This window comes from Streptomyces sp. NPDC058674 (assembly GCF_042716505.1).
Lineage (GTDB): Bacteria > Actinomycetota > Actinomycetes > Streptomycetales > Streptomycetaceae > Streptomyces.
This window is the reverse complement of sequence record NZ_JBHXSC010000008.1, coordinates 22,761-40,098: the sequence shown is the minus strand read 5'-3', so window position 1 is coordinate 40,098 and position 17,338 is coordinate 22,761. Positions and strand designations below refer to the sequence as shown.

Sequence of the window (17,338 nt, the reverse complement as noted above, 5' to 3'; positions counted from 1 at the left end):
ACCCGAGAAAGGGGGGCGGGCAGCGCGAATGGGTCAATCGCCCGCCCCTGTACGGATCATCCTGACCCGACACTCGCACATACCGGAGAAGCAACTGACGCACATCCGGGACACTCTGCGCATTCTGTGACGGCCCGGGGAAAGGACGCGACGCCATGTCGGAGGCTGCATCCGCCCGAAGCCGGCTGACGGCCGATAGGGCCGCGGGGCTCGCTCCGCTGGAACCGATGCTGCGGGCCTGGCTGCCCGCTCAGCGCTGGTTCGCGGGCAAGGGGCGCACCATCACCAGGCTCAGGACCGTCTCGGCGGCCGAGCTGCTGCCACCGGGCTCCACGCCCGGACTGCTGCACCTGCTCCTCGACGTCGACGGGGACTGCTACCAACTCCTGCTCGGTGTCAGGCCGTCCCTGCCGGGCGCCCTGGCGCCCGCGCTGATCGGCCACGCCGAGGAAGGGCCCTATGCGGGCAAGGCGGTGTACGAGGCACTGGGCGACCCCCGGCTCGCCGCGATGCTGCTGGAACGATTGCGCGCCCCCGGCACCCTCGGTCCGCTGCGCTTCGACCGGGACCCGCAGGCGCCGATCCCGGCCGGCCTGGCACCTCGCCCGCTGGCCGGCGAGCAGACCAACTCCTCGCTCGTGTACGGGGATTCGTACATCCTGAAGGTCTTCCGCCGGGTCGGCCCCGGGGTCAATCCCGACCTGGAGCTGCCCAGGGCGCTGGCCGCCGCCGGGTGCGCCCGCGTCCCGGCGCCCGTCGCCTGGTACGAGGCCGAGCTGCCCGGCAGCGAGCCGCTGACCCTGGGCGTGCTCCAGCCGTACCTGCGCGGCTCCCACGACGGCTGGCAGCTCGCCCTGCGCAGACTGGGCGCCGGGGCCGACTTCACCGCCGAGGCGCACGCCCTGGGCCGGGCCACCGCCGAGGTGCACAGCGCCCTCGCCGCGGCGCTGCCGACCGTCGCGCTCGGGCCGGAGCAGACCGCGCGGCTGGCCGCCGGGATGACGGCGCGGCTCGCCGCGACCGCCCGGGAGGTACCGGCGCTGCGGCCCTTCGAGGCGGGGCTGCGGGGCGCCTTCGACGCGCTGGCCGCCTCCCGCGGGGCGGGGGTGTCCGCCCAGCGCATCCACGGGGACCTCCACCTGGGCCAGACCCTGCGCACCCTCGACGGCTCCTGGTCGTTGATCGACTTCGAGGGCGAGCCGGCCCGGCCGCTGGCCGACCGGCGCCGACCCGAACCGGCGGTGCGCGACATCGCCGGCATACTGCGCTCCTTCGACTACGCCGCCCGCTCGCACCGGCCGTTCGCCCCCGCCTGGGCGGACGACTGCCGGGCGGCCTTCTGCGAGGGCTACGCCCGCACGACCGGCCGGGACCCGCGCGAGGACCCGGTGCTGCTGCGGGCGTACGAGACCGACAAGGCGGTGTACGAGGCCCGTTACGAGTTCCGCCACCGCCCCGACTGGCTGCACGTCCCGATGGCCGCGATCCGACGGCTGTCGGAGCCCGTCCGGCCCGCCCACCGCATGCCGCCGGCACCGCCCGTACCGGGCCCCATCTCCCCGCACTCCCATCAGAAGCCCCCGAGGAGGCCGCTCGCGTGAGCGCCGCACGACAGCCGTCACCGACCGTCCGCGACGAAGCCGGGGTCCCCGCCGCGGCCGCGAGGAAGCCCCGCACCCCCCGCGCCCGGCGCGGCGCCCCCGCGCACGGGGCCCGGCCGGCCCCTCCGCTGGGAGGTGAGGAGCGGGCCCGGCTGCTGGAGGGCCGCCACCACGACCCGCACGGCGTGCTGGGCGCCCGCGCCCAGCGGGGCGGGGTGTCCTTCCGGGTGCTGCGCCCGTACGCGAAGACGGTCACCGTCGTCGCCAAGGGGCTGCGGGCCGAGCTGCACGACGACGGGGACGGGCTGTTCTCCGGACTGCTGCCGCTCTCCGAGGTGCCGGACTACCGCCTGCTGGTGGCCTACGACAGCGACGAGATCGAGGTGCACGACCCGTACCGGTTCCTGCCGGCCCTGGGCGAGCTGGACCTCCACCTGATCGGCGAGGGCCGCCACGAGCAGCTGTGGACGGCGCTGGGCTCCGAGCCGATGCAGCACCAGGGGGTGGACGGCACCCGCTTCACCGTGTGGGCGCCGAACGCCCAGGGGGTGCGGGTGTCGGGGGACTTCTCCTACTGGGACTCGGTCGCGTACCCGATGCGCTCGCTCGGTTCGAGCGGCGTGTGGGAGCTGTTCCTGCCGGGCGTGGGCCCGGGGGCGCTGTACAAGTACGACATCACGCGCCCGGACGGCAGCCACACCGTGCGCGCCGACCCGATGGCCCGGGCCGCGGAGGTCCCCCCGGCCACCGCCTCGGTGGTGACCACCTCGCGGTACGAGTGGCACGACGCGCAGTGGATGGCGCAGCGCGGCGCCCGTCCGCCGCACCAGGCCCCCTTCTCGGTGTACGAGGTGCACCTGGCCTCCTGGCGGCCGGGGCTCTCGTACCGCCAGCTCGCGGAGCAGCTGCCGGCGTACGTCAAGGAGCTCGGCTTCACGCACGTGGAGCTGATGCCGGTGGCCGAGCACCCCTTCGGCGGCTCGTGGGGCTACCAGGTGACGGGCTTCTACGCGCCGACCTCGCGGATGGGCCCGCCGGACGACTTCCGCCTCCTGGTGGACGCGCTGCACCAGGCCGGGATCGGGGTCATCGTCGACTGGGTGCCCGCGCACTTCCCGCGCGACGAGTGGGCGCTGGCCCAGTTCGACGGCAGGCCGCTGTACGAGCACCAGGACCCGCGGCGCGCCGCGCACCCGGACTGGGGGACGCTGGAGTTCGACTACGGCCGCAAGGAGGTCCGCAACTTCCTCGTCGCCAACGCCGTGTACTGGTGCGAGCAGTTCCACGTGGACGGGCTCCGCGTGGACGCGGTGGCCTCGATGCTCTACCTGGACTACTCGCGCGAGGAGGGCGAGTGGTCTCCCAACGAGCACGGCGGCCGGGAGAACCTGGACGCGGTGGCGCTGCTCCAGGAGATGAACGCGACGGTGTACCGGCGCTGCCCGGGCGTGGTGACGATCGCGGAGGAGTCGACGGCCTGGGAGGGCGTGACGCGGCCCACCGACGCGGGCGGGCTGGGCTTCGGGCTGAAGTGGAACATGGGCTGGATGAACGACACCCTGCGCTACATGTCGAAGGAGCCGGTGCACCGCAAGTACCACCACAACGACATGACCTTCGCGATGGTCTACGCGTTCAGCGAGAACTACGTGCTGCCGATCTCGCACGACGAGGTGGTGCACGGCAAGTCCTCGCTGGTGTCGAAGATGCCGGGCGGGGACTGGTGGCAGAAGCGTGCCGCGCACCGGGCCTACCTCGGGTTCATGTGGGCCCACCCGGGCAAGCAGCTGCTCTTCATGGGGCAGGAGTTCGCGCAGGGCTCGGAGTGGTCGGAGGCGTACGGGCCGGACTGGTGGCTGCTGGACAGCTCCTACCCGGCGGCCGGCGACCACCAGGGGGTGCGCCGCCTGGTGGGCGACCTGAACCGCACGTACGCGGCGGCGCCCGCCCTGTGGGAGCGCGACAGCGTCCCGGAGGGCTTCGCCTGGGTGGAGGCCGACGCGGCGGACGACAACGTCTTCGCATTCCTGCGGTACGCGCAGGACGGCTCGCAGCTGCTGGCGGTGTCGAACTTCTCCCCGGTGGTCCGGCACGGTTACCGGATCGGGGTGCCGGAGGAGGTCCCGCTGTGGCGGGAGGTCCTCAACACCGACCTGGAGACCTACGGGGGCAGCGGCGTCCACCACACCGCGCCGCTGCGCCCGGAGCCCGTGCCGGCCCAGGGGCGGGGGGCCAGCCTGCGGCTGACCCTGCCGCCGCTGGCCACCCTCTGGTTCAGGCCGTAGGGGCCGGGGCCCCGGCCAGGTGCTCCTCCAGTTCCTGCAGGAGGCGCCGCTTGGCCCGGGCCCCGACCATCTGCCGTACGGGCTCGCCGTCGCGGAAGACGATCAGGGTCGGCATCGAGAGCACCCCGTACCGGCTGACGGCGCCGGGGCTGCTGTCCGCGTCGACCTGTACGACCTTGAGCCGGTCCGCCTCCTGCGCGGCGATCGCGGAGAGCACGGGGGCGAGCTGGCGGCAGGGGCCGCACCAGTCCGCCGTGAACTCCACCAGGACCGGCCTGCCGCGCTCGCCGAGCACCGCGGTCTCGAAGTCCGCGTCGGTCACCTGGTCCACTCCGTGGGCCTTCATGTCCCGTTCCTCTTTCCTGTCGTCGTCCGGCCGTCCGGCCGTCCGGCCGTCCGGTCACCCGGTCATCTGGCAGCGCGGGGCCGGCGGCTCCTCCCCGGCGGTCGCCCGCTCGGCGGCGGCCAGCTGGCGGGCCACCTGGTCCCGTACGCCGGACAGCTCGCCGAGCAGGCCGTCCAGCTCGGCGAGCTTGCGGCGGTAGACCTCCAGCGAGGCGGGACAGGAGTCCCCGGCGGGGTGTCCGGCCCGCAGGCAGTCGACGAACGGCCGGGTCTCCTCCAGCTCGAAGCCGACGTCCTGGAGGGTGCGGATCTGGCGCAGCAGCCGCAGGTCGTCCTCGTCGTAGGTGCGGTAGCCGTTGTCCGACCGCCGGGCGGGCAGCAGTCCCCGCGACTCGTAGTACCGCAGGGTCCGGGTGCTGGTCCCGGCCCGCTCCGCCAGTTCGCCGATGCGCATGGCGCGACCGTATTCCTTGACGCCGACGTGAAGGCAAGGGGTTGCGCCGGAGGGCGTTGGCTGGAACCTTGTGGTGGGAGTGGATCTTATGCTGCACCGATTACCGGACAGTCGCTCGGAAACCCGGCGAATGCCCCTAAGTTCATAGGACGTTCCTACGAGTTATGGGCTTGTTTGTTTGGTCTGTAGTCGCCATGGCCTGGCCACTTCTACGGTGTGCCGTGTGCACTCCAGCCCACCATTCAATGCCCCCGCCGCGCGTCGTCTCCGCGCGGCCCTGGGCATGGCGCCCGGCCACGTTGCCTACGGCCTGCGCGCCCAGTACGGACTGCTCGTCACACCCGAGACCGTGATGGCCTGGGAGCGTGGCGAGATCTCACCCACCTCCGTCGAGCTGACGGCGCTCGCGGGTGTCCTGTGGTGTTCCCCGGGGGAGCTGCTGGCCGAGCCGGTCACCCTGCGGGAACACCGGGTCGCGAGGGGGCTGGCCGCGGAGGATGTGGCCCGGCGCGTCGGCTTGGAGCCGAACGCCTACCAGAAGATGGAGGACACCGGCCGCTGGCGGGGCAACGAGCGGCAGTCCGCCGCGCTCGCCCTGCTGCTGGGGCTGACCCTGGCCCAGTTCGTGACGGCGACCGGCAAGGAGGAGGAGCTCGCCGAGGTCCTGCGCAGCGCGGTCACCACGCGCTGGCAGGCGTACACGAAACCGCTGTCCAAGCTGCTGCCGATCCCCAAGCCCCACCTCGAACGGGTACTGGAGCAGCTGCACGGGGAGTACCAGTCGCGCATGGTGGCGACCCTGAGCTGGGGCGGCGGCGAGGGCGCAGCCGGGCGCGGCGACGCGGGCCGGGAGTTCCTGGCCGGGATCGTCGACCGGTTCTGGACCCTCGCCGTGGGTGCGGCGTAGGACTCACCGCGGCGCTAGAAGACGGACTCGGCCTCGTACATCCGGTCCTCGGGGACGGTCTTCAGCGCGGTGACGGCCTCGGCCAGCGGCGCCATCACGATCTCGGTGCCGCGCAGGGCGGTCATGTTGCCGAAGTCGCCGCGGTGCACGGCCTCGACGGCGTGCCAGCCGAAGCGGGTCGCGAGGACGCGGTCGTAGGCGGTGGGGGTGCCGCCGCGCTGGACGTGGCCGAGGATGACCGGGCGGGCCTCCTTGCCCAGGCGCCGCTCCAGCTCGACGGCGAGGCGGTTGCCGATGCCGGCGAAGCGCTCGTGGCCGTACTGGTCGATGGCGCCCTTCTCGTACGGCATCGAACCCTCGGCCGGGTGCGCGCCCTCGGCGATGCAGACGACGGCGAACTTCTTGCCGCGGGCGAAGCGTTCCTCGACCATTTTGACCAGGGCCTCGACCTCGAAGGGGCGCTCGGGCAGGCAGATCCCGTGGGCGCCGCCGGCCATGCCGGACTCCAGGGCGATCCAGCCGGCGTGGCGGCCCATGACCTCGACGACCATGACCCGCTGGTGGGACTCTGCGGTGGTCTTGAGGCGGTCGATGGCCTCGGTGGCGACCATCACGGCCGTGTCGAAGCCGAAGGTGCGGTCGGTGGAGGAGATGTCGTTGTCGATGGTCTTGGGCACCCCGACGACCGGCATCCCGGCGTCGGACAGCATCCGGGAGGCGGTCAGGGTGCCTTCGCCGCCGATCGGGATGAGGGCGTCGATGCCGTAGCGCCTGGCCAGTTCACCGGCGTTCTCCGCCGCTTCGTGGAGGCGCGCCCGCTCCATGCGGGCCGAGCCCAGGATGGTGCCGCCGCGGGCGAGGATGCCGCTGACGGCATTGATGTCGAGGGGGCGGAAGCTTCCGTCGAGGAGGCCCTTGAACCCGTCCTCGAAACCGATGACCTCGTCCCCGTGCCCGACCACGGCACGGTGGACGACCGACCGGATGACGGCGTTGAGGCCCGGGCAGTCGCCGCCTGCGGTGAGAACTCCGATACGCATCGTGCTGTGTCTCCTGCTCCTGGTCGTACGCGGCCGTACGCGTGCGGGCGGGCGGCGGTACAGATGAAGGGCCCGCGGGTGATTCCTGTCCGATTGTTCCACGGTCCGGGGGTGGCGCGCGTTGTGCGCCGCACCGCCCCGGGGGCCTTTCGACCTGCCCGGACAGGCCCTTTTCCCGGCGGGCGTCCTATCCATCCGCAGAGGTATTGTCAAGGGGGCAACCCCATGTCAACCGGGTCAATCGGCTCGGAGATCCGCCCGCCGCCGCGGTGGGGGCGACGCCCGCATCCACATCCAGACGAGAACCAGACGAGCCGGCTGGAACAGCCGGAACCATCCACGGACGGAGAGCACGCGTGACGCGCAGCGTGTACGTGACCGGTATCGAGCGGGGCGACGGCCGCCAGGTCGTGGAGCTGGGGGTCATGGAGCTCCTCACCCGGCAGACGGGCCGGGTCGGCGTGTACCGCCCGCTGCTCCACGACGCACCCGACCGGCTCTTCGAGCTGCTCAAGGCGCGGTACCGGATCGACCAGGACGCCTCGACGGCCTACGGCATGGAGTACCAGGAGGCGTCGGCGGTCCTGGCCGAGAGGGGGACCGACGAGCTGGTCTCCCGGCTGGTGGACCGCTACCACCGGGTGGCGCGGGACTACGAGGTCATGCTGGTCCTCGGCACGGACTACGCCGACACGAACCTGCCCGACGAGCTCGCGCTGAACGCCCGCCTCGCCAATGAGCTGGGCGCGGTGGTCGTCCCCGTCGTGGGCGGCACCAAGCACCCCGCCGAGGCCGTCCGCGCGGAGACCCGCAACGCCTACCGGGCGTACGAGAGCCTGGGCTGCCACGTCGTCGCGATGATCGTCAACCGGGTGGCCCCCGAGGACCGCGAGGGCGTGGCGGAGCGCCTGGCCGCCCGGCTCCCCGTGCCGTGCTACGTCCTGCCCGACGACAAGTCGCTGTCGGCCCCGACCGTCGCCCAGATCACCCGGGCTCTCGGCGGCGAGGTCCTCCTCGGCGACGAGGCCGGGCTGGCCCGCGACGCGGTGGACTTCGTCTTCGGCGGCGCCATGCTGCCGAACTTCCTGAACGCGCTGACGCCCGGCTGCCTGGTCGTCACCCCTGGGGACCGCGCCGACCTGGTCATCGGCGCGCTGGCCGCCCACGCCTCCGGCACCCCGCCGATCGCCGGAGTGCTGCTGACCCTGAACGAGCGCCCGGGCAAGGACATCCTCACCCTCGCCGCCAAGCTGGCCCCGGGCACCCCGGTCGTCTCGGTCGCCGGGAACAGCTTCCCGACGGCGGCCGAACTCTTCTCGCTCCAGAGCCGGTTGAACTCGGCGACCCCGCGCAAGCTGGAGACCGCGCTCGGCCTCTTCGAGCGGCACGTCGACACCGGCGAGCTGCGCGACCTGCTGTCGGTGGCCCGCTCGGAGCGCGTCACGCCGATGATGTTCGAGCACGAACTGCTGGAGCGGGCCCGCTCCGAGCGCCGGCGCGTGGTCCTCCCCGAGGGCACCGAGGAGCGCGTGCTGCGGGCCGCGGACGTGGTGCTGCGCCGCGGGGTCTGCGACCTGACCCTGCTGGGCGACGAGCAGGCGATCCTGAAGAAGGCCGGCGACCTCGGCCTCGACATCTCCGCCGCGCAGCTCATCGACCCGGCGTCCTCCCCGCTGCGGGAACGGTTCGCCGAGTACTACGCCGCGGTCCGCGCCCACAAGGGCATGACGGTCGAGCTGGCCGGCGACGTGGTCACCGACGTGAACTACTTCGGCACCCTGATGGTGCAGGAGGGACTCGCCGACGGCATGGTCTCGGGGGCGGTGCACTCCACCGCCGCGACCATCCGCCCGGCCTTCGAGATCATCAAGACGAAGCCGGAGGCGTCCATCGTCTCCTCGGTCTTCTTCATGTGCCTGGCCGACAAGGTCCTCGTGTACGGCGACTGCGCGGTCAACCCGGACCCGGGCGCCGAACAGCTCGCGGACATCGCCGTACAGTCGGCCGCCACGGCCGCCGCCTTCGGAGTCGAGGCGCGGATCGCGATGCTCTCGTACTCGACCGGCACCTCCGGCTCGGGCGCCGACGTGGACAAGGTCCGCAAGGCCACCGAGCTCGTCCGCGCGCAGCGCCCCGACCTGGCCGTCGAGGGGCCGATCCAGTACGACGCGGCCGTGGAGCCCTCGGTCGCGGCGACCAAGCTGCCCGGGTCCGACGTGGCCGGCCGTGCGACGGTGCTGATCTTCCCCGACCTCAACACGGGCAACAACACGTACAAGGCCGTGCAGCGCTCGGCCGGCGCCGTCGCGGTCGGCCCGGTGCTGCAGGGCCTGCGCAAGCCGGTCAACGACCTCTCGCGCGGCGCGCTCGTGCAGGACATCGTCACCACCGTGGCCATCACCGCGATCCAGGCGCAGGGTGCGCCGGCGCCCACCGCCTGACCTCCCGACCCCTTCCGCGACAAGGAGAGACCCCCCACCGTGACCGCAACGCGCGTACTCGTCCTGAACTCCGGCTCCTCGTCGGTCAAGTACCAGCTCCTCGACATGGCAGACCGGTCCCGCCTCGCCGCCGGCCTGGTGGAGCGGATCGGCGAGGAGACCTCCCGTCTCGTCCACGAACCGCTGGCCGGACCCGGCGCCGCGGGCGGCAGGCGCGAGCGGCCCGGCCCGATCGCCGACCACGGGGCCGCGCTGCGGGCCGTGGCCGAGGAGCTGGCCGCGGACGGGCTGGGCCTGGACTCCCCCGAACTGGCCGCCGTGGGGCACCGGGTGGTGCACGGCGGGACGAAGTTCACCCGGCCCACCGTCATCGACGAGGCGGTGCTGGCGGAGATCCGGAACCTGATCCCGCTGGCCCCGCTGCACAACCCGGCGAACGTGACGGGCATCGAGGTGGCGCGCGAGCTGCGCCCGGACATCGCGCAGGTCGCCGTCTTCGACACGGCCTTCCACTCGACGATGCCGGAGTACGCGGCGCGGTACGCGATCGACGCCGCGACCGCCGAGAAGTACGCCGTCCGGCGCTACGGCTTCCACGGGACGTCCCACGCGTACGTCTCGCGGGCCACGGCCGGGCTGCTCGGCAAGGCCCCGGAGGAGGTCAACGTGATCGTGCTGCACCTGGGCAACGGCGCCTCCGCGTCGGCCGTGCGGGGCGGGGTGTGCGTGGAGACCTCGATGGGCCTGACGCCGCTGGAGGGTCTGGTCATGGGGACCCGCTCGGGCGACCTCGACCCGGCGGTCGTCTTCCACCTGGCCAGGGTGGGCGGCCTCTCGGTGGATGAGATCGATTCGCTCCTGAACAAGAAGAGCGGTCTGCTGGGCATGTGCGGGGACAACGACATGCGCGAGGTGCTGCGACGGGCGGGCGAGGGCGACGAGGCGGCGGGCCTCGCCTTCGCGGCCTACGTCCACCGGCTGAAGAAGTACATCGGGGCCTATTCGGCGGTGCTCGGGCGGGTGGACGCGGTGGCGTTCACGGCCGGGGTCGGCGAGAACGCCCACCAGGTCCGCGAAGCTGCGGTGGACGGCCTGGCCGAGCTGGGCCTGGCGCTGGACCTCGAGGCCAATGCCGCGCGCTCTCCCGAGCCGCGGCTGGTCTCGGCGGAGTACGCCCGGGTGGCGGTCGCCGTGGTTCCGACGGATGAGGAACTGGAGATCGCCACCCAGGCGTACGCGCTGGTTACCCGGTAGTCACTTGGACTTTCCACCAGACGGAATATTCCGCTACGAAACAAACCGATAGGATCTGCTTCATGCGCCGTTCCAAAATCGTCTGCACGCTGGGCCCCGCCGTCGACTCGTATGACCAGCTGAAGCTGCTCATCGAGGCAGGTATGAACGTGGCCCGGTTCAACTTCAGCCACGGGACCCAGGCAGAGCACCAGGAGCGGTACGACCGCGTCCGGAAGGTGTCCGAGGACACCGGCCGCGCCGTGGGCGTCCTCGCCGACCTCCAGGGCCCGAAGATCCGTCTGGAGACCTTCGCCGAGGGCCCCGTCGAGCTGGTGCGCGGTGACGAGTTCACCATCACCACCGAGGACGTCCCGGGTGACAAGTCCGTCTGCGGCACCACCTACAAGGGCCTGCCGGGGGACGTCTCCAAGGGCGACCAGATCCTGATCAACGACGGCAACGTCGAGCTCCGCGTGACGGAGGTCGACGGCTCGCGGGTCAAGACCATCGTCATCGAGGGCGGTGTCATCTCGGACCACAAGGGCATCAACCTGCCGGGCGCCGCCGTGAACGTCCCCGCGCTGTCGGAGAAGGACGTCGACGACCTCCGCTTCGCCCTGCGGATGGGCTGCGACATGGTCGCCCTGTCCTTCGTCCGCGACGCCGACGACGTCAAGGACGTCCACAAGGTGATGGACGAGGAGGGCCGCCGGGTCCCCGTCATCGCCAAGGTCGAGAAGCCGCAGGCCGTCGCCAACATGGAGGCCGTGGTCCACGCCTTCGACGCGGTCATGGTGGCCCGCGGCGACCTGGCCGTCGAGTACCCGCTCGAAAAGGTCCCGATGGTCCAGAAGCGGCTCATCGAGATGTGCCGCCGCAACGCCAAGCCGGTGATCGTCGCGACCCAGATGATGGAGTCGATGATCACCAACTCCCGTCCGACGCGCGCCGAGGCGTCCGACGTCGCGAACGCGATCCTCGACGGTGCGGACGCGGTCATGCTGTCCGCCGAGTCCTCCGTGGGCGCGTACCCGATCGAGACCGTCAAGACGATGTCGAAGATCGTCACGGCGGCCGAGGAGGAGCTCCTCTCCAAGGGCCTGCAGCCGCTGGTCCCCGGCAAGAAGCCCCGTACGCAGGGCGGCGCCGTCGCCCGCGCCGCGTGCGAGATCGCGGACTTCCTCGATGCGAAGTCCCTGGTCGCCTTCACCCAGTCCGGCGACACCGCCCGCCGGCTCTCGCGCTACCGCGCGACCCAGCCGATCCTGGCCTTCACCACCGACCAGGGCACCCGCAACCAGCTCACGCTGAGCTGGGGCGTCGACTCGTACGTCGTCCCGCACGTGGACAACACCGACGCGATGGTCGACCTCGTGGACGCCGAGCTGCTCAAGCTCGGGCGCTACGGCAAGGGCGACACGATGATCATCACGGCCGGCTCGCCCCCCGGCGTCCCGGGCACGACCAACATGGTCCGGGTCCACCACCTGGGCGGCGACGCGGGCGCCTGATCCCCGCTCGCACCGACCGGACTCCGCCGCACGGCGGCCGAGGGCGGCACCCCGACCGGTCGGGGTGCCGCCCTCGGCGCGTTCCGGTCCGCACGGGGACCGCTCAGGACTACTCCGGCGGGCCGATGTAGTTCTTGAGGCCCGGCACGGTGAGCGTGCCGCCGAACTGGCCGGCCTGGACGACCTTGACGTCCGTGAAGAACGCGAACGGGACGTTCAGCGGCGGCGGGCTGTTCGGGGTGAACTCGATCGGGATCAGCCCGAACAGGTTCCCCTTGAGGCTCTCGGTGTACATCGTCACCGTGCCGCCGCGGATCTTGGACGTGGAACCGGAGCGGGACTTCAGGTGGGCGACGTTCCCCTCCTTGCCGACCGTCTGGTACAGGTCCTTGATGTCCAGCGAGTCCGCCGTGAACTTCAGGACCTTCTTGATCTTGCCGCTCGCCGTCTTCACCTCGACGATGCCGTGGTAGTCCAGGCCGTAGAGGGTCAGCAGGGAGCTGTCGAGGTACCAGGGCTGGTCGGGCAGGAGCGGGATGCCCGGCTCCAGCTTGGCGTCGGCCAGGGCCTTGGCGTCGTAGGTCGGGCAGGGGAAGGGTTCCTTCCCGTCCGGATCCTTGGTCGCCGAGGCCGAGGGAGAGGGGGACGTCGAGGCCTTGCCCTCGTCCTCCGTCTTCCCGTCCTCGTCGGCCTTGTCGGCCTTGTCCTGGCCGGCCTTGTTCGCGCCGGTTGCCTTGCCCGTCTCGTCCTTCGGGGTCTTCGCGGTGTCCTTGACCTCGTCGGACAGCTCTTCGACGGAGGCGCCCGCCTTCTTGGCCGCTTCGCGGATCGCGTCCGCGGCCGGGTCCGGGGTCTTGGCCGTGCTCGGCGTGGGTGCGGGCGCCGGGGTCGCCGCCGCCTTCTCCTGCGCGTCCCTGAGGGGCTTGCCGAGCTCGTCGAAGAGTTCGTCGATCTTGTCTCCGACACCCAGCGGGTCCAGCGGGTTCGGGGTCCTGGTCGCCGACGGCGTGGTGGCCGGTGCGGCAGGCGCCGACTGCTTCGGGGCGGTCGTGGGTCCGGCCGGTTTGGCGGCCGTCGCCGAGGGGCTCGGGCTCGTGCTCGGACTCGCGCCCGGCTCGGGCTTCTGCTTCCCGGACGCGGAGGGCGAGGGAGTCGCGGTCGGCGACGTACTCGGCGAAGGCGTCTTCGAGGGGGTCGGGGAAGCCGACTCCGCGGGCTCGTCGGACCGCGTCACGCACGGCCCGGGAGCGAAGGGGATCTCCTTGTCGTCGGCCACGGCCAGCTTCGGCGCCATGCCCATCCCGACGAACACGGCCGTCGGCATGGCCGCCAGCGCCATCGTCTTGCCGACGGGTATCTGGAGCTTGTTCAGCAGCGACTTCCTGGGTGCCGCGTGGCGCGGCCCCTTGCTCTCACGGGACTCTGCGCCTGGGGCCACACCCCGCTGCGTCTCGTCACCCCGCACTGTTCCTCCCGCCATCGGCGTGGGCAGTCGTCTCGCTCGCGTGTGCCGTTTCCGTCTCGCGGGGGCCCGGAATGTCCTGGGGACCCGCCATCGCCTCCGCCTTGCCCAGGGAGACGGGCTGTTCGACCACCGGGTCCTCCTCCACCGGCTGACCGGGGACCCAGGCGAGCGCGAGGGCGCCGCCCAGCAGGGAGAAGAGGAAGCCGATGAAGAAGCCGCCGAGGTTGGAGACCGGCAGGGACACCAGGGCCAGCAGGATCGAGGCGACCCCGGCGAAGACCCGCATGTTCTGCTGGAACCAGAGGGTGACGCCGAGCGTCATCAGCAGGACGCCGATGATCAGCGAACCCGCCCCGGCGGTGGTCGCCATGGCGAGGGTGACGTTGCCCAACCGGAGGTCCGCGTAAGGGAAGTACGCGATCGGGAAGCCCCCGAAGACGATGAGGAGTCCGGCCCAGAAGGGGCGGTTTCCCCTCCAGTCGCGGAAGCGGTGGCGGACCACGGTGAGCCAGTGGTCGCCTTCGGAGCGAACCGGGGCCTCGGCGTTCATGGACAACAGCTCCCTGGAAACGGTGGTACGGAAAACTGTGTGGCGCCCGGGAGGGCCGGCGACGGCAGCCGCCCGCCCTCCCGGTCACGCGCCGGGGCCCGACTACTTGACCTCGGAGTCCTCGTAGCACGGCTTGTCGCCGCCGAGCAGACGCAGCTTGAGGTCCGGCAGCGTGAAGGTTCCCGCCGTCGTCGCCCAGGCCTTCTGCTTCACGTTGGTCAGCTTCGCGGTCTTGGCGCGCTGCGAGAACATCGCGCCGTCGGCCACCGTGCCGGGCTTCGGCTTGGTGGTGTGACTGCCGTCGTTGACCGCGACACCGATGTCGAGGTCCGTGAACTCGGCGTCCGCGTCCAGTTCGGCGACGTCGAGGTAGATGTTCTTGGCGACGGCCGCTTCGCACTTGTTGCCCGTGCGCAGCTGCAAGGTGATGTTGCCGAGCGGAGTCGGCGTCACCAGCGACTGGCACATGTTGGTGATGGTGGCCTTGCTGAAGCCCGAGATCGTGACCGGGTGGTAGACGTCCTTGCCGGTGTGCAGCTCTTTGCCCTTGGAAAGGCTGCCGTACTGGATCAGGTCTTCACCGACGAGTGAGTCGGCCGAGACCTTGAAGTCCTGGCCGGAGACGCTGAAGGACGCCGCGAGGGCGCCCTGCGCCAGACCCACGCCGACCGCTGCCGTTGCCGCGATGCTCGGCACCATGACGAGCGCGAAGCGCTTCCATCTGGTACCACCACGAACCTGAGAACTCATTTTGTTCCTCCTTCTCGGACGTACATCTCCGGTCCGGGCCGTACCCGTCCTGGGATGGGAGAAGTGCTACGTCCTCGGGAAGGAGCGCAGGCGGCCGGGCCGCGGCTGAGCCACGTCCGATGCACCGGCGATCACCCCCGAGCGACAACCACTGGGCCACGCGTTCGCGCAACCTGGGGGACAGGCCCTGCCGTACGGCAGGGACCCCCCTGTCCCACGGACGGTGCCACTGCCACCGGCCGGCTCGGTGGGGACCCTGCACCGCGGCTCCGGATGAGCGGCTCTGCGGGAAGGACCGAGCGTCGCCGATCGTGGTCCATTCCCGGCCGGGGCACAAGGGGGTTCGTTACTGGCGGGTAACGGCCAGATAACCTGCATGCGACCCGCCGCCGTCGGGCAGCAACACAGGGTGTTACCCATGGCCACGACAGACCGGCGGATGTAGGAACACTCCGGACAGAACACGGGGTTCGATTTACTGCGAGTAACAGCGGCCGCGATTGCCAAGTTTTGGCAAAGCGCGGCCGCTGTTTATCTACGTGTCAACAATCGCCGGTGGAGCACCGGCGCCCGGGCGACCACCCGGGCCGGTCCCGGAGCAGGCACGGGAGCCCGCGCCGGGGCCGCTCTAGAAGAGCACCCGGGCCAGCGCCGTGCGGGCCGCGGACACCCGGGGGTCGTCCGCGCCGATGACCTCGAACAGCTCCAGCAGCCGCAGCCGCACGGCGTCCCGGTCCTCACCGAACGTCACCCGCACGGTGTCCACCAGGCGCCCGAAGGCGTCCTCCACGTGTCCGCCGACCAGGTCGAGGTCGGCCGCGGCGATCTGCGCCGCCGGGTCGCGCGGGTTCTCGGCCGCCGCGGAGCGCACCGCCTGCGGGTTCATGTCCTGGACGCGGACGAGCAGTTCCGCCTGGGCCAGGCCCAGCTTGGCCTCGCTGTTGCCCGGGTCGTCGGAGAGCACGTTCTTGTACGCCTGCACCGCACCGCCCAGGTCGCCCGCGTCGAGCGCGACGACGGCCGCCTCCAGCAGGGCGTCGTACGGACCGGCCGGCACCTCGTCGGAGACGGCCACCGGGGGCGCGCCCGCGGCGTTCGGGTCCACCTCGACGCCGATGATGCCGAAGCGCTCCTCGGCGACCTGGACCAGCTGGGCGAGGGTCTCGCGGATCTGCTGCTCGGGGGCCGCGCCCTGGAACAGGGGCAGCGCCTGGCCCGCGACCACCGCGAAGACGGCCGGAATGCCCTGGATGCCGAACTGCTGCATCAGCATCTGGTTGGCGTCGACGTCGACCTTGGCCAGTACCAGGCGGCCGTTCGCCTCCAGGGTCAGCCGCTCCAGGAGCGGGCTGAGCTGCTTGCACGGCTCGCACCACTCGGCCCAGAAGTCCAGGACGACCGGGACCTCGGCGGAGAGCTGGATGACGTCGCGTTCGAAACCGGCCTCGTCGACGTCGATGACGAGGGCGGACGGCGGCAGGGCGCCGGCGGACGGGCCCGTGGCGCCGCCTTGGCCGGCCTGCCGCGCGGATTCGGCGCGGGCCTGCTCGGCCTTGGCCTTGGCCTCGCCGGCCGCCTTCACCGCGGCGAGGTCGACGACGCCGCTCATGGACATGTTTCTGGGCTGCATGCGTACATCCTCCCCCGTGTGCGCGCGCCGACGAAAAAGATCGCGTGAATTCGTGGATCCCCGCGGTACCGTGCGGGCGGCGCCGGGTCCCCACCGGGCGCCAGTAGCTCTTCGCGTGGTTGTCGCTCTTACGCTACGAGCCGTAGCGTAACTCCTTCCCGACCCCCCGTGCCCCGTGATCTGAACCACACCTCCGGGGGACCCGGCCGCTTGGCTACTCACGGGTATGGTCTCGGCCATGCGCAATCCCAGCCCCGGCGCCGGCACCGGTTCCGGCCCGACGCACGGCCGCACCGGGCGTCCCCGCAGCGCCGCCGCGGATGCCGCCATCCTCGCCGCGACACGGGACGCGCTGGTCGAGCTGGGCTGGTCGAAGCTGACGATGGGCGACGTCTCGGCCCGGGCCGGTGTCGCCAAGACCACCCTGTACCGGCGCTGGGCCGGGAAGAACGAACTGGTCGTGGACGCGGTGGCGGAGCTCTTCGACGCGCTCGAACTGCCCGACCGGGGCTCCCTGGAAGCCGACATCGAGTACGTGGTCCTGCAGTTCGCCGAGCTGCTGCGGCGGCCGGAGGCCCGTACGGCCCTGATGGCCGTGGTCGCGGAGTCCACCCGCGACGGGGCCCTGCGCGACCGGATCCGGTCGGCCATCGTGGACCGGCAGAAACGCCTCGTCGTGCTGGGGCGCGAACGGGCCCAGGCCCGCGGCGAACTCCCCCGCGAGGAGGACGGGTCCGTCACGGACAGCACCACGGACCTGATCTTCGACGTGATCGCGGGCACGGTGGTGCACCGCGCACTGGTGAGCTCCGAGCCGGTGGACGAACTCTGGGTCGCGACCTTCACGGCCCTGCTGATGCACGGCCTCCTGGGCGCCGCCGAGGCCTGACCGGCAGCCGGCCGCGCACCGGCACGGACAACACCTAGAGGAAGTGCAGGGTCCGCAGGGCCCGTACGGTGTCCTCGCACCACTGCCGGTACGAGGGCAGCTGCTCCAGGACGTCGAGGTCCGTGTGCAGGACGAGCAGCTCCGCACCGTCGCTCAGCACCTCGCGGCCGTCGCCGTCCCCCTGGTCCCGGTCCTGATGACCGAGTCCTGGATGCTGGCCGACCGCGACGCGCT

15 protein-coding genes are annotated in these 17,338 nt (G+C 71.7%); 7 read left to right on the top strand and 8 right to left on the bottom strand.

The features are described 5' to 3' along the window. Positions 1–155: 155 nt before the first annotated feature. A complete protein-coding gene (locus ACFWU6_RS06640; protein ID WP_383809415.1) occupies positions 156–1,601 on the top strand; it encodes a maltokinase in 1,446 nt (481 codons plus the stop codon). Further along, positions 1,598–3,886 (top strand): 1,4-alpha-glucan branching enzyme, encoded by a 2,289-nt coding sequence (glgB, locus tag ACFWU6_RS06635; protein ID WP_383978937.1) that lies wholly within the window; start codon positions 1,598–1,600, stop codon positions 3,884–3,886. The genes ACFWU6_RS06640 and glgB overlap by 4 nt, the downstream gene beginning before the upstream one ends. Here the strand turns inward: glgB and ACFWU6_RS06630 are convergent. Then, a complete protein-coding gene (locus ACFWU6_RS06630) occupies positions 3,876–4,232 on the bottom strand; it encodes a thioredoxin family protein (protein ID WP_383809410.1) in 357 nt (118 codons plus the stop codon). The two genes, glgB and ACFWU6_RS06630, sit on opposite strands and share 11 nt — an antisense overlap. 54 nt (positions 4,233–4,286) lie before the next feature. Further along, complete coding sequence (locus tag ACFWU6_RS06625; protein WP_383978934.1) at positions 4,287–4,685, bottom strand: MerR family transcriptional regulator; 399 nt, start codon at positions 4,683–4,685, stop codon at positions 4,287–4,289. Positions 4,686–4,899: 214 nt separating this feature from the next. On the opposite strand from ACFWU6_RS06625, the gene ACFWU6_RS06620 reads away from it, so the two are divergent. Continuing rightward, entirely contained in the window at positions 4,900–5,592 is a 693-nt protein-coding gene (locus tag ACFWU6_RS06620) for a helix-turn-helix domain-containing protein (RefSeq protein WP_383809405.1), read from the top strand. Positions 5,593–5,606: 14 nt separating this feature from the next. Here ACFWU6_RS06620 and ACFWU6_RS06615 read toward each other — a convergent pair whose 3' ends face one another. After that, a complete protein-coding gene (locus ACFWU6_RS06615; RefSeq protein WP_383809402.1) occupies positions 5,607–6,632 on the bottom strand; it encodes an ATP-dependent 6-phosphofructokinase in 1,026 nt (341 codons plus the stop codon). A 356-nt stretch (positions 6,633–6,988) separates the two neighbouring features. Here ACFWU6_RS06615 and pta point away from each other — a divergent pair, with 356 nt between their 5' ends. The 3 genes from pta (at position 6,989) to pyk (ending at position 11,820) form a co-directional block, all read left to right on the top strand. Further along, positions 6,989–9,073, top strand: a complete 2,085-nt coding sequence (gene pta / locus ACFWU6_RS06610) for a phosphate acetyltransferase (protein WP_383809399.1) — start codon at positions 6,989–6,991, stop codon at positions 9,071–9,073. Between the two features lie 39 nt (positions 9,074–9,112). Then, positions 9,113–10,327, top strand: a complete 1,215-nt coding sequence (locus ACFWU6_RS06605) for an acetate/propionate family kinase (protein ID WP_383809396.1) — start codon at positions 9,113–9,115, stop codon at positions 10,325–10,327. Positions 10,328–10,389: 62 nt separating this feature from the next. Then, entirely contained in the window at positions 10,390–11,820 is a 1,431-nt protein-coding gene (gene pyk / locus ACFWU6_RS06600; protein ID WP_383809393.1) for a pyruvate kinase, read from the top strand. Between the two features lie 109 nt (positions 11,821–11,929). Here the strand turns inward: pyk and ACFWU6_RS06595 are convergent, their stop codons facing one another. The 4 genes from ACFWU6_RS06595 to ACFWU6_RS06580 form a co-directional block, all read right to left on the bottom strand. Then, a complete protein-coding gene (locus ACFWU6_RS06595; RefSeq protein WP_383978931.1) occupies positions 11,930–13,285 on the bottom strand; it encodes a hypothetical protein in 1,356 nt (451 codons plus the stop codon). After that, the gene (locus tag ACFWU6_RS06590) at positions 13,275–13,835 is read right to left on the bottom strand and encodes a DUF6114 domain-containing protein (protein WP_383978928.1); all 561 of its coding nucleotides are present in this window, start codon (positions 13,833–13,835) and stop codon (positions 13,275–13,277) included. Before ACFWU6_RS06590 ends, ACFWU6_RS06595 begins: the two co-directional genes overlap by 11 nt. A 102-nt stretch (positions 13,836–13,937) precedes the next feature. Next, positions 13,938–14,585, bottom strand: coding sequence for a DUF6230 family protein (locus tag ACFWU6_RS06585; RefSeq protein WP_383978925.1), 648 nt, complete (start codon positions 14,583–14,585; stop codon positions 13,938–13,940). Positions 14,586–15,213: 628 nt separating this feature from the next. Then, complete coding sequence (locus ACFWU6_RS06580; RefSeq protein WP_383978922.1) at positions 15,214–16,215, bottom strand: tetratricopeptide repeat protein; 1,002 nt, start codon at positions 16,213–16,215, stop codon at positions 15,214–15,216. 238 nt (positions 16,216–16,453) lie between these two features. On the opposite strand from ACFWU6_RS06580, the gene ACFWU6_RS06575 reads away from it, so the two are divergent. Further along, positions 16,454–17,104 carry a TetR/AcrR family transcriptional regulator gene (locus tag ACFWU6_RS06575; protein WP_383978919.1) on the top strand — a complete coding sequence of 217 codons (651 nt, stop codon included), beginning with the start codon at positions 16,454–16,456 and terminating at the stop codon, positions 17,102–17,104. 34 nt (positions 17,105–17,138) lie between these two features. Here ACFWU6_RS06575 and ACFWU6_RS06570 read toward each other — a convergent pair whose 3' ends face one another. Next, positions 17,139–17,264 (bottom strand): hypothetical protein, encoded by a 126-nt coding sequence (locus tag ACFWU6_RS06570; RefSeq protein ID WP_383809452.1) that lies wholly within the window; start codon positions 17,262–17,264, stop codon positions 17,139–17,141. Between the last annotated feature and the right edge of the window lie 74 nt (positions 17,265–17,338).